The sequence below is a fragment of the Psychrobacillus sp. FSL K6-1415 genome (genome assembly GCF_038003185.1).
GTDB lineage: Bacteria > Bacillota > Bacilli > Bacillales_A > Planococcaceae > Psychrobacillus > Psychrobacillus psychrodurans.
The window spans coordinates 1-17033 of sequence record NZ_JBBOOQ010000002.1 but is presented as its reverse complement, the minus strand read 5'-3'; the positions used below and the strand labels follow the sequence as shown (position 1 = coordinate 17033).

Sequence of the window (17033 nt, the reverse complement as noted above, 5' to 3'; positions counted from 1 at the left end):
CCGAAAAAACCAAAACATGATGCAGCTATCATAACAGGAAAGCCCAATAACCTGGCACTTGTGCCCATTCCACTTATTGGTGCTACGAATGATGCTATGGCGGTAAGTCCAATTACAACAATCATTGTATTTGAAACTAAATTAGCTTGTACTACTGCTGTACCAATTACAAGTCCCCCCACAATACCAATCGTTTGTGCAATTGGAGTTGGTAATCGAATGGATGCTTCTTTTAGCAACTCTAGTATGATTTGCATAGCAAAAGCTTCCAACAGAGGAGGAAAGGGAACGTATTCTAGAGAAACCTTAATAGAGTATAAAATTCCAATCGGAAGCTGTTCTGAATGAAAAGAAACGATGGCAATGTAAATTGCCGGTAAACTGATAGAAATTATAAAACTAAGGAAGCGAATAAACCGGAAAAAAGTACTTATTTGCCAACGAGTATTGTAATCATCAGGTGATTGATAAAATGCGAAAAAAGTTATTGGTACGATTAAAATCCTAGGATCACCATCGACAATTAAAACGATTTTCCCTTCCATTAAATACGAAGTTGCTCTATCCGGCCTTTCAGTAGTTAACATTTGAGGAAACATGGAATACGGATTGTCTTCAATGTATTGCTCAACTTCTCCAGAAGAAAGAAGTTGGTCGACTTCCATAGAAGTAATTCGCCGTTCAATTTCTTCTATATTTTTTTTATTTGCAAGTTTTTCTAAAAACACCATACTGACTCTGGTATTTGAAATCTTTCCAAAGGTAAAATATTTCACTTTTAATTGAGGACTTTTAATTCTCTTTCTTAAAAGAAGAATATTAGTACTTAAATTTTCGACAAAACCATCATGGGAACTGGTAATACTACGTTCATTAGCCGGTTCCTCTATGGAACGCATTGCAATTTCACCGACGAATACTGACTTTGCAATAGCATCATTTTCTAATAAAATCGTACAGAAACCCTCTAATAACCTTGTCCCTACTTCTGAAATTTCTGAGGAAAAATTTAACTCAGTTGCCTTCACTACACTCTCAATTTCTCTTGATTTCATCTCTATAATAGGACCTATAACATTCGATTGAAGATTTTCTTTATTCACCATTGAATCTAGAAAAAGAATTGCACATTTCTTATTATTAAAAGTCATATGTTTAGTCTTAAAATCTTCTGTTTGACAAAGATGCTTATGGATCATCTGTATATTTTTATTAATATCATTAGTAAGTTGTTCGCTTTCATTGACCTGACTATTTTGTGATGATTTATTTTTAAAGAAACTCATCCGAAAAAACTCCTCATTTTTCCTCACTAGTTGCTATTATTCTTTCCGAAAATTTTCGAAGTTATTCCAAATCAATTAGATTTACGATTTACTCTTGTAATAACATAATGGAACAAGAAGGTCTTTTGGAAATAAGATGAGGAAGAAAAAACGCATATTTGGATAGATTTATCTCTGGAAGCCACACAACTGATTATCCCTTGGAACTTCCCTTTCCCTGGATGTTATATGGATTAGATCGAGAGCACAGAAAGTCAGAAATCAGTTGATTCTACCTTGTCGTTGATTCGTTAAATTACCTTTGATATAATGAGATCAGAATTTGAGTACAATAAAAAGACCGTTTGGTGGTTGAACACCAAACGATCAATGTAACAGCAGGTTCCATTCAAGGGGATTGGCTTGGACAGGTAGTAACCCATCTGAACTCTAACTCAAGGATGGGTTATTTTTTATGGTTAAATGAAAGTACTAGAGGAACCTTATCGTGAAAGCCAAATCCAAGAAACCATCTTTAAGCTAAGTTCGTTTCAAGCTCTTCAATCGTTTTGCGCGCATCGAACGAATCCCAAACAGGTACTGGATGAATGTCATCTTAATCAAAACTACCGGATCGATACTCGGACGTCCACGGTCAAGCGAATACATGTCCTGAACAAGAGGATAGATAAAAGAAAAATCAAGAGCAGCCTCTATTTTACGGACTAAATAATTTTCCGGTACCAGTTGTTCAAGTGTCACCCTTTCTAATTGATCACGATTAATTGAAGTTGATTTCGATAGCATAATATCACCCATTTAAAGAAATTTATTACTACAATTATACAAAAAAAGACTGTAGACAGCACGTATTTCTTAAATGGAGCAGCAAAAGCTACTCTATTTTCATCAACTCTTCAATTTCTTCAGGTGACTTACCAAGACTTTCAAACAATTTGCGTTTCTTCTCTTGATCTACTTCAGTGTCTACTGTCGCTACTATTTCGTCTTTCGCTTTCTTTCTTTCATTAAACCAATCAGGAACAACTTCTGTCCGTCCAGTTTTTCGTTTAGTAGATTTTAAATCAGCAAACGTGATAGAAACACCGTCTTGCTGAAAATCCCATGCCTGTTTTATTTTCGATTTAATAAAACCTAATGGATTTTTTATGGTTTCTTCTTCATTTACATAGCTGATGAGCATCTTTAATTCCTTTTCAACATCATTATTCCAAATAAGCGATGCCCCTTGATACATTTGAGCGAAATACGTTTGGTCAAAACTATAGTTAACTGCCAAAGTATTCAATCGTTCTCTTACCTCTTCGTTTTCAATCTTTTTTTCAGGCTCTTTAGGTGAAGTTGGTAGCTTAATTTCCTTATCAGCGGAGTGCTTTATCGTAAATTCAATCTTATCTATCTTACGACCATTTTTAATTTCTTTATAACTAATATGAAGATCTGTTTTTTCATTCAATTCTTCCACTGCTCTTTTTAAAACTCTTGTTTTGAAATGATTGTATTGAGTATATGTATCTCCCGAAATTCCAAATTTCAGTTTCAATTCATCGACTGGATACTCCCACTTCCCAAGATGTTGCCACTTCTTCATGAGTTCATACAATCGAATTGAATAACCACTACCTAACGAAAGAATATTGCTTAACTTGTAAGATGTAAATTGACTTTTCAATTGCAATAAATACGGCTTTAAATACGGAGAAAATGATAGCTTTATTACTCCCTCTCCTTTCTTGTAAACCTGACCAGCAACCCAATTTGTCGTTACAAAACCATCTTCATTAGGAATGAAAATAGTCTTCTCTTGTAAGTGCAAGGCTACTTCTTTTATTTCCTCGTACTTTGCATGTCCTTTCAAGCCGAGCATTTCACTGAATTCCTTAATTGAAATACTGTACTCCTTGAAATCTTCGTCACCAAGTTGAATCATAGACACCATAGTCAGCACGATTTTTTGTTCTCTTGCAGACAACGGCTTCATATGACGTGCCTCAATCAATTTATTTGATTGAGTAACTACAAAATTCTCATCCATCGAACACACCTCTTATTTTTTGTGTTTTTATATGTATGTTAAAACCATAACAAACTCTTTAACAACAATCAATCCCACTAAAATATTAATTTGTGGGATTTGAACCCGAATGTGTGGGATTTGAACCCGAATGTGTGGGATTTCGGAACCCGAATGTGTGGGATTTGAACCCGAATGTGTGGGATTTGAACTCATGAACCCTTACTCTACCAAGGGTTCATGAGGCCTCTAAAACAGGTTTAAACAAAGTTCTTAAACAAAGTTCTTAAAACAACAACAAACAGAGAAGGATTGATGGTGGTGGAAATTAAATAAATCTTTTCAAAAAAAGCCCTTTTCAGGATTTCCTACAAAACTATCACCTAATCTATCATTCCGAATAGCATTAAAAACGATTCTGTGATACTTTAAAACGTTTTTAATGTATTTTGTGAGTATTTTCATAAGAACAATAATTTCAGTCACCTTAAAAACGATTCTATGGCTTTTTAAAAAACAATATTTACTCTTTTCGTACCATTCTTGATTATGAATATTATTTGTTCTCAATTTGACAGCAAAATGCGTGAACTATCACCAGAAGAATTTGAGGAATTTAATAAACGTGCTTTGTACATAGAAGAGAATGACGAGATGGAATGAGAGTGGCAAATGCTGCTCTTTTTTTTCGGAGAAAAAGAGAGAGTACCCATCTACACACCCTAAAAATTCGGGTATGGTTTTGAGCGACTTCCAGTCGTAAATAATGCGCTACATTGGACTACTCTTTTTTTAGTGAGAAGTAAATGCAGGATAAGAGGGTTGGAGAACCCTGTCCATTCACATCAGGCAAAGCCTGTTGGGGCATGGGTTTAAAGACTCCAACAAACTGTCCAACGCAAAGAAAAAAGTTCGTTCGTACATCCAACAAAAACACTTAAACCCTTGATGTTACTGGCGTTAAAGACTCCGGTCTATAACGGAAATACCGAATTTGTCATACAAACGGATTGAAGCTGAAGCTTAGGGCTAACTGAAGTTAGCAAAATGCTTGGCAAGAAGGAAAGATGACGGTAAGTGTCAACGGTAAATGTCTGACTGGAGCGATAGCGGAAGGAATTTAAGGAGTTGATACGTGAGAGGATTCTCCACCCTGTCTTTGGTTCTCACCCATGTGAGAACCTGCCACCCGGCGAGGGGGTTTGGGGGTTGCCACTTTTCAAAAGGGGCAAAATCTGTTCTTGGTTTTTTATCTCCAAAACTTCCACCATTTATTTTTTTGTTGTGTAGCTGCCAGTTGTTTTTTCACTTCTTGAGTCTCCCTGATAGCCTTTAGTAAATTCTGATCTCTTTCGATTTGTCGTTTTTCAGATGCTTCAAGTCGTTCCAATATCTTTTGATTGAATTCATGTTGTGTTTGTAAGAATTCAGCCAAAGGATTACTTTCTTGTAGCGGAATAGCGGGATGCGATATGGTCAAATTTGACCGATACAGAGTCGCTATATGAAGGGCTGCTTCATCAAGAGATTTGCCCATCTTTTTCATGTCGCAAAGGTATTCCAAATACCTGATATCGTCCTCGCTATATTGCCTCCAACCCTTTTCATCTTTCTCAAAAGAAAAGCCTTTATCTTCAAGCATTTGAGCGTATTTTCTAACGGTAACTGCTTGTATTGAAAGTCGCTTTGCGACGTCTTTGCTGGAATGGATTTTTGACTGGTTATTCAGCTTAATCACCTCTTATAAACCATTCGATATGAATATCGAAAATGCCTTTAAATAGATTGCAAGAAATAATTTTGAATGTTAAACTACTAAACATATAAACTTTACTTTTTCTTTTTTGCCGAACCCATGCGGGATCTGGCGGTGACGACTAATGACAGGCCTTTGGGCTGATTGTGAAACGGGGATAGGTGGGCATCGAATACAAGGTAATTTTCTTTATCAGTAGCACTTTTATAACCCCAAAGAAATGATACAAAAAAACAAGTTACGAAAACTGTAAATAAATAAAAAAACTTAGCAGATGGAAAAATTTTATACTTTAAAATAATATTTTCTACTGTCACTCCTTCATATTCTTGATCCTCAAGATGTTTAATTAATTTATTTTTATAACCTTTAATGTGCCATTGTGAAAGTAGAGGATACGTATAGGAAATGACAATAATAATTAAAAGAACATATGATAGATGCATTGGTTGAACCTTAAACAAATTACTAGGAATCAACACTAATATCCCCATGCAAATAAATAGAGTTGGTAAAACGACGCTTGGTAGCATTTGTCTTACAGGGTTGTTAGAACGTGGTAATGAACCTTTTACGCTTTGATAATACAGGATGAAACTACCTATACCGAAACCAATTACGGACATAGAAACTAATATATTAACAATACTAATTTGGTTTAAGAATTCTTGTGTTACTCCATAATACAGCCAGTATCCTTTTTGATAAGCGTATGCAATAAAATAACCAAGAACTGTTACAAGACCTATTAATAGACCAGAATCAAGAAGATTGATGCCCCCCTCTTTTTGCAAGGCTGTATTATTACCAGTGGTAGTATTAATTTTATATTCTTTTAATCTTTTCCTATAACTTCTTCTAGTCATAACTATTCCTCTTTTATTATTTATTTGCTGAGTCCGCAAATACCATTCTACCAAAATATAGTAATAGAAAAATAAAGTAACTTAGTTCTCTCTTTTATTTCAGATTTCAAGTCCAATGCAACGCATTATTTACGACTGGAAGTTGCCCAGAAGCACCCGATTTTTTTAGGGTGTGTAGATGGGCACTCTCTCTAAAAGTAAATGAACACTCTCTCTAAAAGTAAATGAACACTCTCTCTAAAAGTAAATGAAAAAAATCCACCCCTGAGTTAGCTGCTGTCGGGTGGATTATCCTATAGTATCGGCTGACTGCCTTTTGGGGCAACCTTCCTATTTTGACCGTTGGTGTAGCTACCATCGGTCTTTTTAGTTTAATTGTTCAAAGCTTCTCTAGTCAACGATGTCGTAAGCTTCATCATTTTCGTACCACTCAACATCATTTGGATTATTGGGATCAAGCAACATCGCACCGTCTTTATCTACTTCTATTTCCCGTGCTATAAATCCAGTTCGTTTATTGACCTCTGCTAATTTCTTCATTATTGCATTCAGTTCTTCTTGATTGCTCATTTAATCACTCCCTCTCTTCCAACCAGTTATAAAATTCTACTTTCAATCTTGTTTTTTGGGGCATAGGTTTGTGATTTTTTTCAAGCAATCGATTCAATTCTCTAAAATTTAAAACGGCTTTTTGAATTAATTCGTTGGCTCTTTTGCTCGTTATGCTGATGGGTTCTGTTATAAATTCTCTCATTTCTTCGATTTCCAACATCAAATCCCTTGCTCTTAATCTATCAGCTTCATCATCGAGATTAACATACACAAACATATCCTCGAAGATAATATCTACAAGGCTTTGAATTTCCTTGATCTGCTTCTTTGTGGCACTGGTAAGCTTTTGCCCATTTGACCAAATCAAATCAAACCCACTAATCGCACGACCTTCTTTTTCGTCTTTGTACCTTACTTCTAATTCCGTATATTCGTTGATTTCTTTGATGGCAACATCAAGCACAGTCCTTTTAAATTGAGCTGTATTTCCAATGTACGTTTTAACATTTTCGACCCCGAACAATTTCATTAATCCCTCTTTAGAAATTTGTTTATGCCAATAGCCATGATGCGCCTTTAAATAGTCATACAATGTCCAGCTAAAACCACTTTTGAATTGGGAAGTAATTGTTAAGTCAGTCGTTATGTATTTCTCTTTCAACTCTAAAATATGAGGGACAAAATCTTCATTCCAACGAAAAGTAAATAGCCCTTCTTTATATTTGATTGAGCCAAACACATTCCAATACTCAAAATAATTCTCTTCCAGATCTTCAACGCTGAACATAATACTCATAACTCTTTGTACATCCTGTTTTGCATCTGTTGTGTTGTATTTAGAAAGACTAAATTTCTTTTCAAAGTCAGCTTTATGAAATTTAGTAGCCCCATTTTGTTGCGTTGAATAAATAGCAAAAGCCAATAACTGCATTTGATTTAAAGTCAGTCCGTGATTCAATTTCGCCATTGATAATTCTCTACTTTTTTGAATTGAGTTTTCATACGAAATTAGTTGTTTTTTCGGGTTTATTCTAACCATTTTCCACTCCACCTTCTTATCTGTGTTAAATACTTCCCTTGTTTATGTGCTTTGTAAATCAAGCTTATCACTTTTAAATCCTTCTGTGTGTTTTTTATATACAAAAAACACAGTAAAGGGAAGAAAAAAACACAGTAAAGGGAAGAAAAAAACACAGTAAAGGGAAGAAAAAAACACATTTAACCTTTGGAACCCTTGTGGCTCTAAGTCTCAAGGGTGTCCCTAAATATAAGTAATGTAATTAATCTTTTAAAAGATAATTAATATATAAGCAAAATTCACATAAACCAATTTCATTTTCACAAAATGAAAAAGATAAAAATAAAAAAAGCCCTGAAAAGGGCTTTCTGCAAAATGAACGCATAATCTATCAATCGAATAGCTTTAAAAGTGATTTTTTGCTATCTAAAAACGATTTTAATAGATTTGGTAATAGATTTATCCCAATAAGTAGATAAAACGCTTAAAAACGCTTATATGGCTTTTTATGGTTATCTTTCCATTTCGACGTTTAATTCTTTTTCTTGTTGCTTTGGTTTTTCAATTTCCTTCATGCTTTCTTGAACAATTTGTTCTTGTTTTTCATCCAAGAATTTCAGGTACTTCGGTTCTACTTGTTTTATATTTAGCCATGTTTTAATTTTGCTGAATTGCTTATTAAGACCATCAATAACTCGTTCTTTAAACGCTTGAAATTCATTATTGATTTGCTTGATCTGTTCACGCAAAGAGTTATTTTCGGTTCTTAAAGAATCATTTTCCTCTTTCAAACCAGATTTAGTTTCGGCTTCAAGTACAGCATATCTACGCCTAGAAGTTTTGAGATCGAAGTTCAATTCTCCAATTTCCTTTTTCGAGTTTTTCTGAAAGTCCATGTGTTCAATGCTTAGTTGATTATATTTACCGACTAAATCGCTGTACTCTTTGACTGCACCTTGATACTTCTGAACAACCACATTTTCTTTTAAAATTTTTTCAACTCTTTCTTCGGCTAGTAGTGCTGCTTTTTGTTCAGCTAACACATTCAAATTCTCTTTAATCTGCTCATTTTCAGTTTTAATCTCTTCGCTTCTCACTTCAACGCCTTTATAAAGCTTTCGAATTTTATCCTGTCCGTCCTGAACCTCGTCTTTTAATTGCATCAATTGACGTTCACTTTGATTTAATTTTTGTTTCAAATCAGTAACGTTCATTTCAGCAACCGCCCCTGAAGTTGCATAGTTGACTAATGTCTCATAATCCTCTTTTTTCAGGAAAACACGCCCAAATGATTGTGTTGTCTGAACATTTTCCAATGCTTTTGTCGTCTTTTCAATCGTTTGAATCTGTGAAATGGTCTGATCATAATTCTTTGAAGCTTCACGTTCAGCTTCCAGTGCTGTCATGGCTTTAAATTTAGCCATTTCCACGTGTTTTCGGTTGGAAGATACTCCACGTTCCAAATCATAACCATTAGCCTTCACATAGGCGTTAAAATCGTCTTGCAGCTTCACCAGTTGCATCCGATTACCGACCACATCCTTTGCAGACAATCGTCCATCTTTAGTAACTGGAACCAAACCAACATGCATGTGCGGCGTTTGTTCATCGTTATGTACCGTGGCGTAGATCAAATTCTGTTCGCCATATCTATTTGCTAGGAAATTTTTAGTCGTCTCAAAATAGCTTTTCTGTTCTTTAGGAGAAAGTGTGTTAAAGAATGACGTATCAGAAGTAACTAGAAATTCAGTAACAAGGACAGCATCTTTGCGAACTTTTTTATCTGACTTCACGTTTGCCGAAATGACTTGTTGGATCTCTTGCTTGTAATCTACTTGTTTATCACCGTGAATTAAATCGTAATTCAAGTGCTTATCTTCTAGTCTAATATCTGTATTTGAATGACTTTCTTTCTCTCTTTGGTTATGAATTTGAATCCCTTTAATCGCTTGACCATTCATCTTTTGAACTCTAATTATTGAATAACTCATTGAAACCAACCACCTTTAGGACGATGAGATTTTAAGTAAAGTCTAACACACTAGACTTTACTGCGTAAAATCATTGTGCTCTACGAGGTTAAAGGCAAGTGTCGTCCTCCACTTGGAGTCGTCACACAAAAGCATGGGGGAAATGTCCTGGAACGGACAGTCTTTCCCCCAGTAATTCAAGAACAAGAAAATCCATTCGCAGCCGAATGTTATTTTCCTAAATCAAGAGTAAGAAGAATGGTCCGATTGCTCGACCATTCTTCCCTTTAAGAACAGACCTTGCCCCTTTTGAAAAAGAGGCAAACCCCACCCCCCCCAGTGCTGGGGACAACATAAAATTAGTCCCGTAGAGGACATTTTTACCAAAGAAAATAGTTGGAACATGATTTAGAGTAATGACATGTCCTTAACTACTTTCCCTGATTAGTACCTCCCATCAATAGATATCTATGAGCAAATAAATGTTTACATTGTAAACACTTATGGTAAAGTAAAGAAATAAAGAAATAAAGAAATAAATACTTTTAAAATAAAGTTTTAAAGTATACTTCTTTATACGGGGGGGCATACATTATGGTAACGACATTTCCGAAGGGAAGATCTACCATGGATGAATTAGAAAGCTTACAAGGGAAAAAAAGAAGAGTAAGAATTTCTACGCAAAGACAAACTAATATTCCAAAAGAATTTTATGAAGCATTTAATTTTGGCAACGAAGGTGTTATGGAGTTAACTAACAAAGGCATATTAATTCGTCCTGGCGATTATGAAACAGTAGATTTTTCAACAGATATTCTTACTGATTTAGTAAAAAGAGGTTATAAAGATACTGATTTGATAGAAGAATTTAAAAGAATGAAAACAAACATTCCAAAGGCGTTAGAAGTGATGAAAAAAGAAGCAATGGCGCAACCTAGAATTAAAAGTAGTTTAGACGATTATTTAGACGCTTTGGAGGATGACGAAGAGGATGAGGATGAGTGATTATCAGCTTGGTCCCCGAGCTGCAAAACAACTAAAAAAAATTAAAAAAACGGATGCTACATTATATAAGAAAATTTCAGATGCTATATCAGCGATTCAAATAGATCCATGTATTGGAGAAGAAAAAAAAGGTGACTTAAAAGGCTACTATTGTTTTGATGTAAGTCATTTGAAGACTAATTATGAGTTGTGTTATGCGTTAGAAGAGGATGAAGATGGCAATGTAATCGTTATTATTTTTATGGGGCCAAGGGAAAATTTTTACCCCGAGTTAAAACGCTATTTGGGTTTAATTTAGAGGCTACCGATAGGTGGCTTCTTTTTATTTGCCTATGCTTCTGTTCTCTCTTATAGTTACTTCCCATTAAAAAATCCTTGGAAGAGTAACGCAATCTTCCAAGGAACAGGTCTTTCTATGATTATTTCCAAAACTGATACCATTTTTTATCTCCGGCAGCAACCGTCTTTTCTTTGTTCTGACCTGAAACTGCAACTTGCTTTCTAGTCTCTTGATTTTCTCTTATAGCTGCCATAAGCATTCTGTCTCGTTCTTCTAATTTATTATCTATATAGTTTTGCTGGTTCTTCATTTGATCAACCAATGATTCAATGATTTTGTTTTGTTCGTGCATAGCTATTTTCATGTCCTGTAAGGCTTCACCGATATTTACGGTCACCTCTTTGTCATCTGCGGTCATGGTTATGGTCACAGGATTACCTTGCTGAATAAAGGTTTCTTCAACTTGCTCTTGGTTTCTTCCGTCATCATATTGTTTTCGAATACCAAGGATAATCGGAATCGATTCTGAAGCTACTAAGTAGCTTTTCGCCTTCTTTCTGATGTTCAGATGGTGTCCATGAATACGTATGTATCTCCGAATTGTTGCGCTCGGTATATTTAGTTGTTTTTCAAGATCTAAAACAGTTAGCCAGTCAATGTTCTTGTTCATGCAGTCACCTCACCCCTTTCACCATACAGTCATAACATCTTAATTCTATGTATATCAAAGAAATCCTTCAATCACAGTCATGAACATAGTTATTGATTTGTTCATGCAGTCACGCTATCTTGTAAATTTATTATAGAGAAGAAACTCTGTTTACATATTCAAGAAAATTACCACCTTCGGTTTTTGCTATAATCTTCCTATCCTGTAAAAATCGGAAGGTGATAAAGATGAGTTTGGAAATATTATTTAGGATTAGTACAATTGCGATATCGTTAATTGCTTTAATTGTTTCATTCTCAGTAGCTTGGAGTAATAGAAAAACATTACATGTAGAAATTTCTGACTTAGAAGTGGTTGCAGATGGAGAAGTTGGTTTTGTTAATGAAGAAGGAATTACTGACACATATGGACCGTGTCTAATAGCAAAAATTGAAGTCGTCAATCCATCTCCGAAAGACATAGCATTTTTTGACTTAAGAGCATTCTATCCAGACACAAATATGAATCTACCATTACTAACCAAGCGTACCATCGGGACTACTCATAGAAACAGGATAATTTGGAGAGCTATTAAGATGCCTACTGCTGAACTTTCTTTAATGGAACAAGTTTTACCAGATATGAATTATGGAATATTTAAGGCGAATTCATTTACACGTTTTCATATAATTATGTTTCCAAATGAGAACGCTTCTGATTTATACCTTTCGTTTAAAGTAGCTATTAAAGCAAAAATTAAAGACAAATTTGCTGTAACAGGCAGAAAAAAATTCAAGTTTCACGGGAAAAAATATAGTATTTCTAATTGGAATGAAAATACAGAACCTCTGCTACCGCTAGAAAAATAATTTAAGCTAATAAAAGCTCAAGTCAGGATCCTAACTATCAGGATGAAGACTTGCGCTTTGAATCCACAAAAACATCGATTCAATTACTCGACTGGGTTGTATCTCGTATGCAGAATAGGTTGACATAACAACCGGATGAGGAAGTATTCAACTTCAATCATCCATAAGAAAAATCCGCCTTGAAAAGGCAGCCGGATGACATAACTACGTTTTGGCTTTTCTCGTAATGAAACAATCCGAATTACATTAACTTTGCAATAAACATAGTAGCAATACCAAAATAAATAAGCAGCGATAAAATATCGTTAATGGTCGTAATAAGTGGCCCTGAAGCCACAGCAGGATCAATCTTTAATTGATAAAGTAATAATGGGATAATGGTTCCTGCCAGAGTACCAATGATTAAAGTTATTAGTAATGAACTTCCTACAACTAAGCCTAAAGTGAAACTTCCTTGCCAAATAAAAGCAATAATCGATATCATAACCCCACATGTTACACCAATTATAATTCCAACCCACAGTTCTCGAAAAATAAGTTTGATTCCTTGTTTGAAATCTAATTCTTGAGACACTAATCCTCTAACAACAATCGCGAGGGATTGAGTACCTGTATTTCCTGTCATTCCCGCAATCATCGGCATAAAAAAGGCTAAAGCAACTACCTCTTCCAAAGTTCCTTGAAATTCACTAATGATACCGCCAGAAAGTAATCCAATAAATAATAGCAAGATGAGCCAGGGGAGTCTTCGGGATGCAGCCACAAGAGGGCTAGTGTTAAAATCAATTGCTTTACCTGATGCAGATAATTTCTCAATATCTTCATTTGCTTCTTGAATAACGACGTCGATAATGTCATCAACTGTAATTACACCAACTAGTGTTTCATCTTCTTCAATAACCGGTATGGAAACAAAGTCGTAACGACTAATTAGTTTAGCAACTTCTTCTTGATCCACCTGAACATCAACTTTCACGACCCTGCTATACATAATATTTTCAATTTTATCTTCCAAGTTTCCTAATAATAAATCTTTGTAGGAAACTACACCCACCAATTTTTTCTGTTCATCGATTACATAAAGATAGTTCAGATACTCTGCCAATTCGGCGAAATGTTTTATTTTATTAATGGCTTCATGGATTGAGTAATGATTAGGAATCCAAACATAACGATTGTTCATAATCCTACCGGCAGTTTCTGGTGGGTAGTTCATTAGATTTTGAACATTTTCTGACTCTTCCTGTTTCATTTCAGATAAAAGTTCTTCTGTTTTTGAAGGGTCTAAATCAGTTAATAAGGTCGCTAAATCATCATTTTCCATCAAATCAAGAACTTTTGTCGACTTTTCAATTCCTAACTTATGTAAGACATCTAACTGTTCACCCTTCTCTAACTCCATTATAAGTTCCGTAAGTTGATCTATTGATAAGTATAGGAGAAACTTATTTCTATGTTTAACAGATAGGTGAGTATATTGTTGAGCCAAATCGTATGGCTGTAATTCGTCGACTATGTCTTGGAAAACCTTCTTTTTTCCCTCTTTTAACAGTTGAATAATGGCAAGTGTAATTTCATTTTCTGTCATGATTAAGGACACAATAATCGCCCCTTTCAAAATAATGTATAGGCGGAATAGGTTTTACCTATTCAATTTTCCACTACATAAAATTTTTAAAGCTCCAAATATTTTTCTATCATTCACTATTTAGTCTAGTCCTTTCAACGCATAAATTAAATAAGTTCTTGTTCAACCAGAACGCTGAACCGAGTGTATCAAGTATACACACCAGGTTACACTCTTCAGTAACTCTTTATCACTGATCTTTCCCTCACTAAAAACTGCCATTCATTCAATTAGACAAAAAGCCAAACAATTACAATTGTTTGGCTTTTTTGTCTATGTATCGATATAGCGTAGGGGCTGATATGTCTACCGCTTTCGTGATCTCTGCGATGCTATATTGTTTGGAATCATACATTTTCAGTGCCGTTTTAATCTTCTTCGGATCCGTTTGAGGGCGTCCACCTTTTCGACCTCGGGCTCGCGCTGCTGCAAGTCCACTCTTCGTTCTTTCACTCGTTATATCACGTTCCAGTTCGGCTATGCTCGCCATCATTCGGAAGAAAAAACGACCTGTAGGCGATGATGTATCGATATTGTCACGAATCGATATAAATTCAACCCCACGTTCTTCAAAGTGTTCTGCAAGCTCGATCAATTGTCTTTGTTCATTTTATCAAAGGTACTAAATCTGCCAAAAAGAACTATTTTATAGGTTATAAAAAACTGACCTCAAAGGGATAGTTGTTCTTAAATTAAACTCTTGTTAGCCATCCATTTAAGAATTTGTATATCATGTCTAAAACAGATTACCTGTTTTTATAATCTTCACATTTACTTTTGGCTCTATTTGAACATTTTTATATTCCTCATCCCAGTTCATTTTCTTCCATAAGTCAGGATGCGTATTTGAAATTTCCATTCCGATTCCAAATACATCACAGTTTGCTTTTAATAGAAGATCTATGACTTCTTTTGCTTGTTTCGTTAATTCTTTAGAAATCTCTTGATTTAACTTTTTTATTTTTAAATTATCTCTGAGATCTTGCTGAATGGTATTAACTTCAACTTGAATATTTAAGTCTATTTTGGCATTTATATTTCCACTTTTTTCATCTACCTTAATCTCCATGTTTCTTTTCAATTTCCTTGTAGCAAACGAAATGTATTGTTCTTTACTGTCTTGGTTAAGTATTGGTGACATGGTGTTCGTCTTATTTAAATCATCAAGTAAAAGCAATAATAAACTGCTTTGCTCTTTTGATAAAGTTGTTCCAGAGAACTTATTTCCATTAAAAAGGGCAACCCCATCAATTACAATTTTGGATTCTTCTAATTTTACATATGGTACTATAATATCTTTTCCTGGAGATAGGATTTTTGTCCAGACAGTGAAAACATTCTCATCTGGTATTAAAGTTTCACTCACTGCGCTTTCCATCAATTTTAATATATAGAATGCAATAGGACTTTTTTTTATTTCCGATGAAATGATTTCTTCTGCTTTACCGTTTGTAATCACAACTTTCGAGGTAATACTTGAATTTTTTCCTCGATAAAATGGATCTAGTACTTGTTGAATCCCTTTTTTAGCCAATTCATCACCAATTAAAAGAATATTGGCTTGACTATAATCCACCTGTCCAGCAGTCTTGCTATTAACATCAATTGATAAACCCGCCAGAGAAGGTCTTTCAGCATGTACAAGCTCATCTGCAACTTCAAATTGTCCTCCACCAGTACTCTTTAAAATCAAGTCTCTCACTGTTGCATGAATTTTACCTTCATCTGTTAAATCAAAACTTATCCCGTTTACAATTGTTTTATCAACTAGGGGTTGTTGGTCCCAACAACCTGCTAAAAAGATATTCATGATTATTAAAATTTTTAGGAATTTTTTCCTCAACCTGTCTCACCCATTTCATGCTTTTTGAATATCAATGACACAATTAATAGGATTAAGGGAATGACCATGATAACGGTATAACTTAAATATGAAACATATTGAGTAAAACTATTTATGATCTCATCACGATGAGGGATAAGTGATATCAGATATATGAGCATTCCATTTATAACGACCTTCTTTTTATATGAATTTTCCTCACCACTAATACTTTTACTTGCAAGGAATATATAAATAATAATTGACGTTATCATTGGAACTATCCAAATGGACAAAAATATAAAATCTATGCGTTCAATCAATCGAAAAGATAATATTCTAAACAAAAATAACACAGGATCTCTTAATTGACTCAATTGGTCTGGACTAAATGTTATTAAACAAAGAAAGACAAAATAAGTGTAAATGGTGGTGACAAATATATTCGCTAAAGATATGGTTTTTAACATACCTTTTTTATTATGAATAACAAAGGCGTATATGAACAGGACTACTTCAAAACCAACCATTGAAATTAAGGCACCATTAATGCCAATTAATATTTCTTTAATGCCTGAATCCCCAACGGGTAGGATGAATTGAACTTCTTTTGGAATGGTATAAGTAAGAAGAGAAACACCCAACATTACAATAATTAAAGAAGAAGTTAGAACAAAGAATCTTGCTATTATTCTTAAATTGCTTACGGTCAGATAAATACTAGAGCTTAAAATAATAAAGGATATCACCCAGCTAGGTGTCAGTGGCAATAAATGTAGGTTTATTGTTTTAACAGTAAGTATAGTTAATAAACTTGCATTCATTATAAAATAAAAGTAAATGAAGTAACTTACTATTTTTGCTAAATAGCGCCCAAGAATCTTCTCGGTAATGTTTGTAAAAGTTTCATTTGGAAACCTCCTTAATAACAACCAATAAATAATTAGCAATAATTGTACACCTATTCCAGCTAAAATAATGGATATCCAGCCGTCGCCTTTTGCTGAGTCCTGAACTACATTTGGTAAAGATAGTAAACCAATACCAATTTGACTTTCGATTACTAAAAAAAACAACTGAAACTTTGTTATTGATATTTTATTATTCGTCACTTCTTCCAGCCCCTTGTATTCCATTGTTGATTCTTATATATGGGTTTGGAATCTGTTGGTCGTGTATTAAGTTTCCAAAAAGGAAGTTTCACGACTGTATCTTTGATGTCCTCTATTTTAAATGGCGCAAATGGTGCAAAGTAAGGAGTGCCAAAAGTTTCAAGCTTACACAGATGCATAACTACCAACATCAATACAACTGTAATC

15 protein-coding genes and 2 pseudogenes are annotated in these 17033 nt (G+C 34.5%); 3 read left to right on the top strand and 14 right to left on the bottom strand.

What is annotated here, in order from left to right; all coding sequences use genetic code 11:
• The 8 genes and pseudogenes from MKY60_RS21140 to mobV form a co-directional block, all read right to left on the bottom strand.
• A partial coding sequence (locus MKY60_RS21140) for a spore germination protein (RefSeq protein WP_340931143.1) occupies positions 1 to 1286 on the bottom strand: 1286 nt, incomplete at its 3' end.
• Between the two features lie 517 nt (positions 1287 to 1803).
• Positions 1804 to 2072 (bottom strand): annotated as a pseudogene (locus MKY60_RS21135) (transposase); the annotation flags it as partial.
• Positions 2073 to 2160: 88 nt separating this feature from the next.
• Positions 2161 to 3321 (bottom strand): replication initiation protein, encoded by a 1161-nt coding sequence (locus MKY60_RS21130; RefSeq protein ID WP_340931142.1) that lies wholly within the window; start codon positions 3319 to 3321, stop codon positions 2161 to 2163.
• A gap of 1228 nt (positions 3322 to 4549) precedes the next feature.
• A complete protein-coding gene (locus tag MKY60_RS21125; protein WP_340931140.1) occupies positions 4550 to 5038 on the bottom strand; it encodes a DUF3967 domain-containing protein in 489 nt (162 codons plus the stop codon).
• A gap of 92 nt (positions 5039 to 5130) precedes the next feature.
• Positions 5131 to 5922, bottom strand: a complete 792-nt coding sequence (locus tag MKY60_RS21120) for a hypothetical protein (protein ID WP_340931139.1) — start codon at positions 5920 to 5922, stop codon at positions 5131 to 5133.
• Between the two features lie 390 nt (positions 5923 to 6312).
• Positions 6313 to 6492: a hypothetical protein gene (locus MKY60_RS21115; protein WP_340931138.1), complete on the bottom strand. Its 180-nt coding sequence runs from the start codon at positions 6490 to 6492 to the stop codon at positions 6313 to 6315.
• Positions 6493 to 6496: 4 nt separating this feature from the next.
• On the bottom strand, positions 6497 to 7513 hold the full coding sequence (locus tag MKY60_RS21110; protein WP_340931136.1) for a replication initiation protein: 1017 nt from the start codon (positions 7511 to 7513) through the stop codon (positions 6497 to 6499).
• A 491-nt stretch (positions 7514 to 8004) separates the two neighbouring features.
• The gene (gene mobV, locus MKY60_RS21105) at positions 8005 to 9483 is read right to left on the bottom strand and encodes a MobV family relaxase (RefSeq protein ID WP_340931135.1); all 1479 of its coding nucleotides are present in this window, start codon (positions 9481 to 9483) and stop codon (positions 8005 to 8007) included.
• 606 nt (positions 9484 to 10089) lie between these two features.
• On the opposite strand from mobV, the gene MKY60_RS21100 reads away from it, so the two are divergent.
• Positions 10090 to 10467, top strand: coding sequence for a hypothetical protein (locus MKY60_RS21100; protein ID WP_340931134.1), 378 nt, complete (start codon positions 10090 to 10092; stop codon positions 10465 to 10467).
• On the top strand, positions 10460 to 10765 hold the full coding sequence (locus MKY60_RS21095; protein ID WP_340931133.1) for a type II toxin-antitoxin system RelE/ParE family toxin: 306 nt from the start codon (positions 10460 to 10462) through the stop codon (positions 10763 to 10765). Before MKY60_RS21100 ends, MKY60_RS21095 begins: the two co-directional genes overlap by 8 nt.
• Positions 10766 to 10886: 121 nt before the next feature.
• On the opposite strand, the gene MKY60_RS21090 is transcribed toward MKY60_RS21095, so the two are convergent.
• Positions 10887 to 11417 carry a DUF3967 domain-containing protein gene (locus MKY60_RS21090; RefSeq protein ID WP_340931132.1) on the bottom strand — a complete coding sequence of 177 codons (531 nt, stop codon included), beginning with the start codon at positions 11415 to 11417 and terminating at the stop codon, positions 10887 to 10889.
• A 227-nt stretch (positions 11418 to 11644) separates the two neighbouring features.
• Here MKY60_RS21090 and MKY60_RS21085 point away from each other — a divergent pair, with 227 nt between their 5' ends.
• Positions 11645 to 12265: a hypothetical protein gene (locus tag MKY60_RS21085; RefSeq protein ID WP_340931131.1), complete on the top strand. Its 621-nt coding sequence runs from the start codon at positions 11645 to 11647 to the stop codon at positions 12263 to 12265.
• Positions 12266 to 12506: 241 nt separating this feature from the next.
• Here MKY60_RS21085 and mgtE read toward each other — a convergent pair whose 3' ends face one another.
• The 5 genes and pseudogenes from mgtE to MKY60_RS21060 all read right to left on the bottom strand — a co-directional run.
• Positions 12507 to 13865, bottom strand: a complete 1359-nt coding sequence (mgtE, locus tag MKY60_RS21080) for a magnesium transporter (protein ID WP_340931130.1) — start codon at positions 13863 to 13865, stop codon at positions 12507 to 12509.
• A 277-nt stretch (positions 13866 to 14142) separates the two neighbouring features.
• A pseudogene (locus tag MKY60_RS21075) lies at positions 14143 to 14493 on the bottom strand (recombinase family protein); the annotation flags it as partial.
• Between the two features lie 135 nt (positions 14494 to 14628).
• Entirely contained in the window at positions 14629 to 15735 is a 1107-nt protein-coding gene (locus MKY60_RS21070; protein ID WP_340931129.1) for a Ger(x)C family spore germination protein, read from the bottom strand.
• The gene (locus MKY60_RS21065) at positions 15732 to 16826 is read right to left on the bottom strand and encodes a GerAB/ArcD/ProY family transporter (RefSeq protein ID WP_340931128.1); all 1095 of its coding nucleotides are present in this window, start codon (positions 16824 to 16826) and stop codon (positions 15732 to 15734) included. The genes MKY60_RS21070 and MKY60_RS21065 overlap by 4 nt, the downstream gene beginning before the upstream one ends.
• On the bottom strand, positions 16823 to 17033 hold a 211-nt coding region (locus MKY60_RS21060), incomplete at its 5' end, for a spore germination protein (RefSeq protein WP_340931127.1). The genes MKY60_RS21065 and MKY60_RS21060, both read right to left, overlap by 4 nt.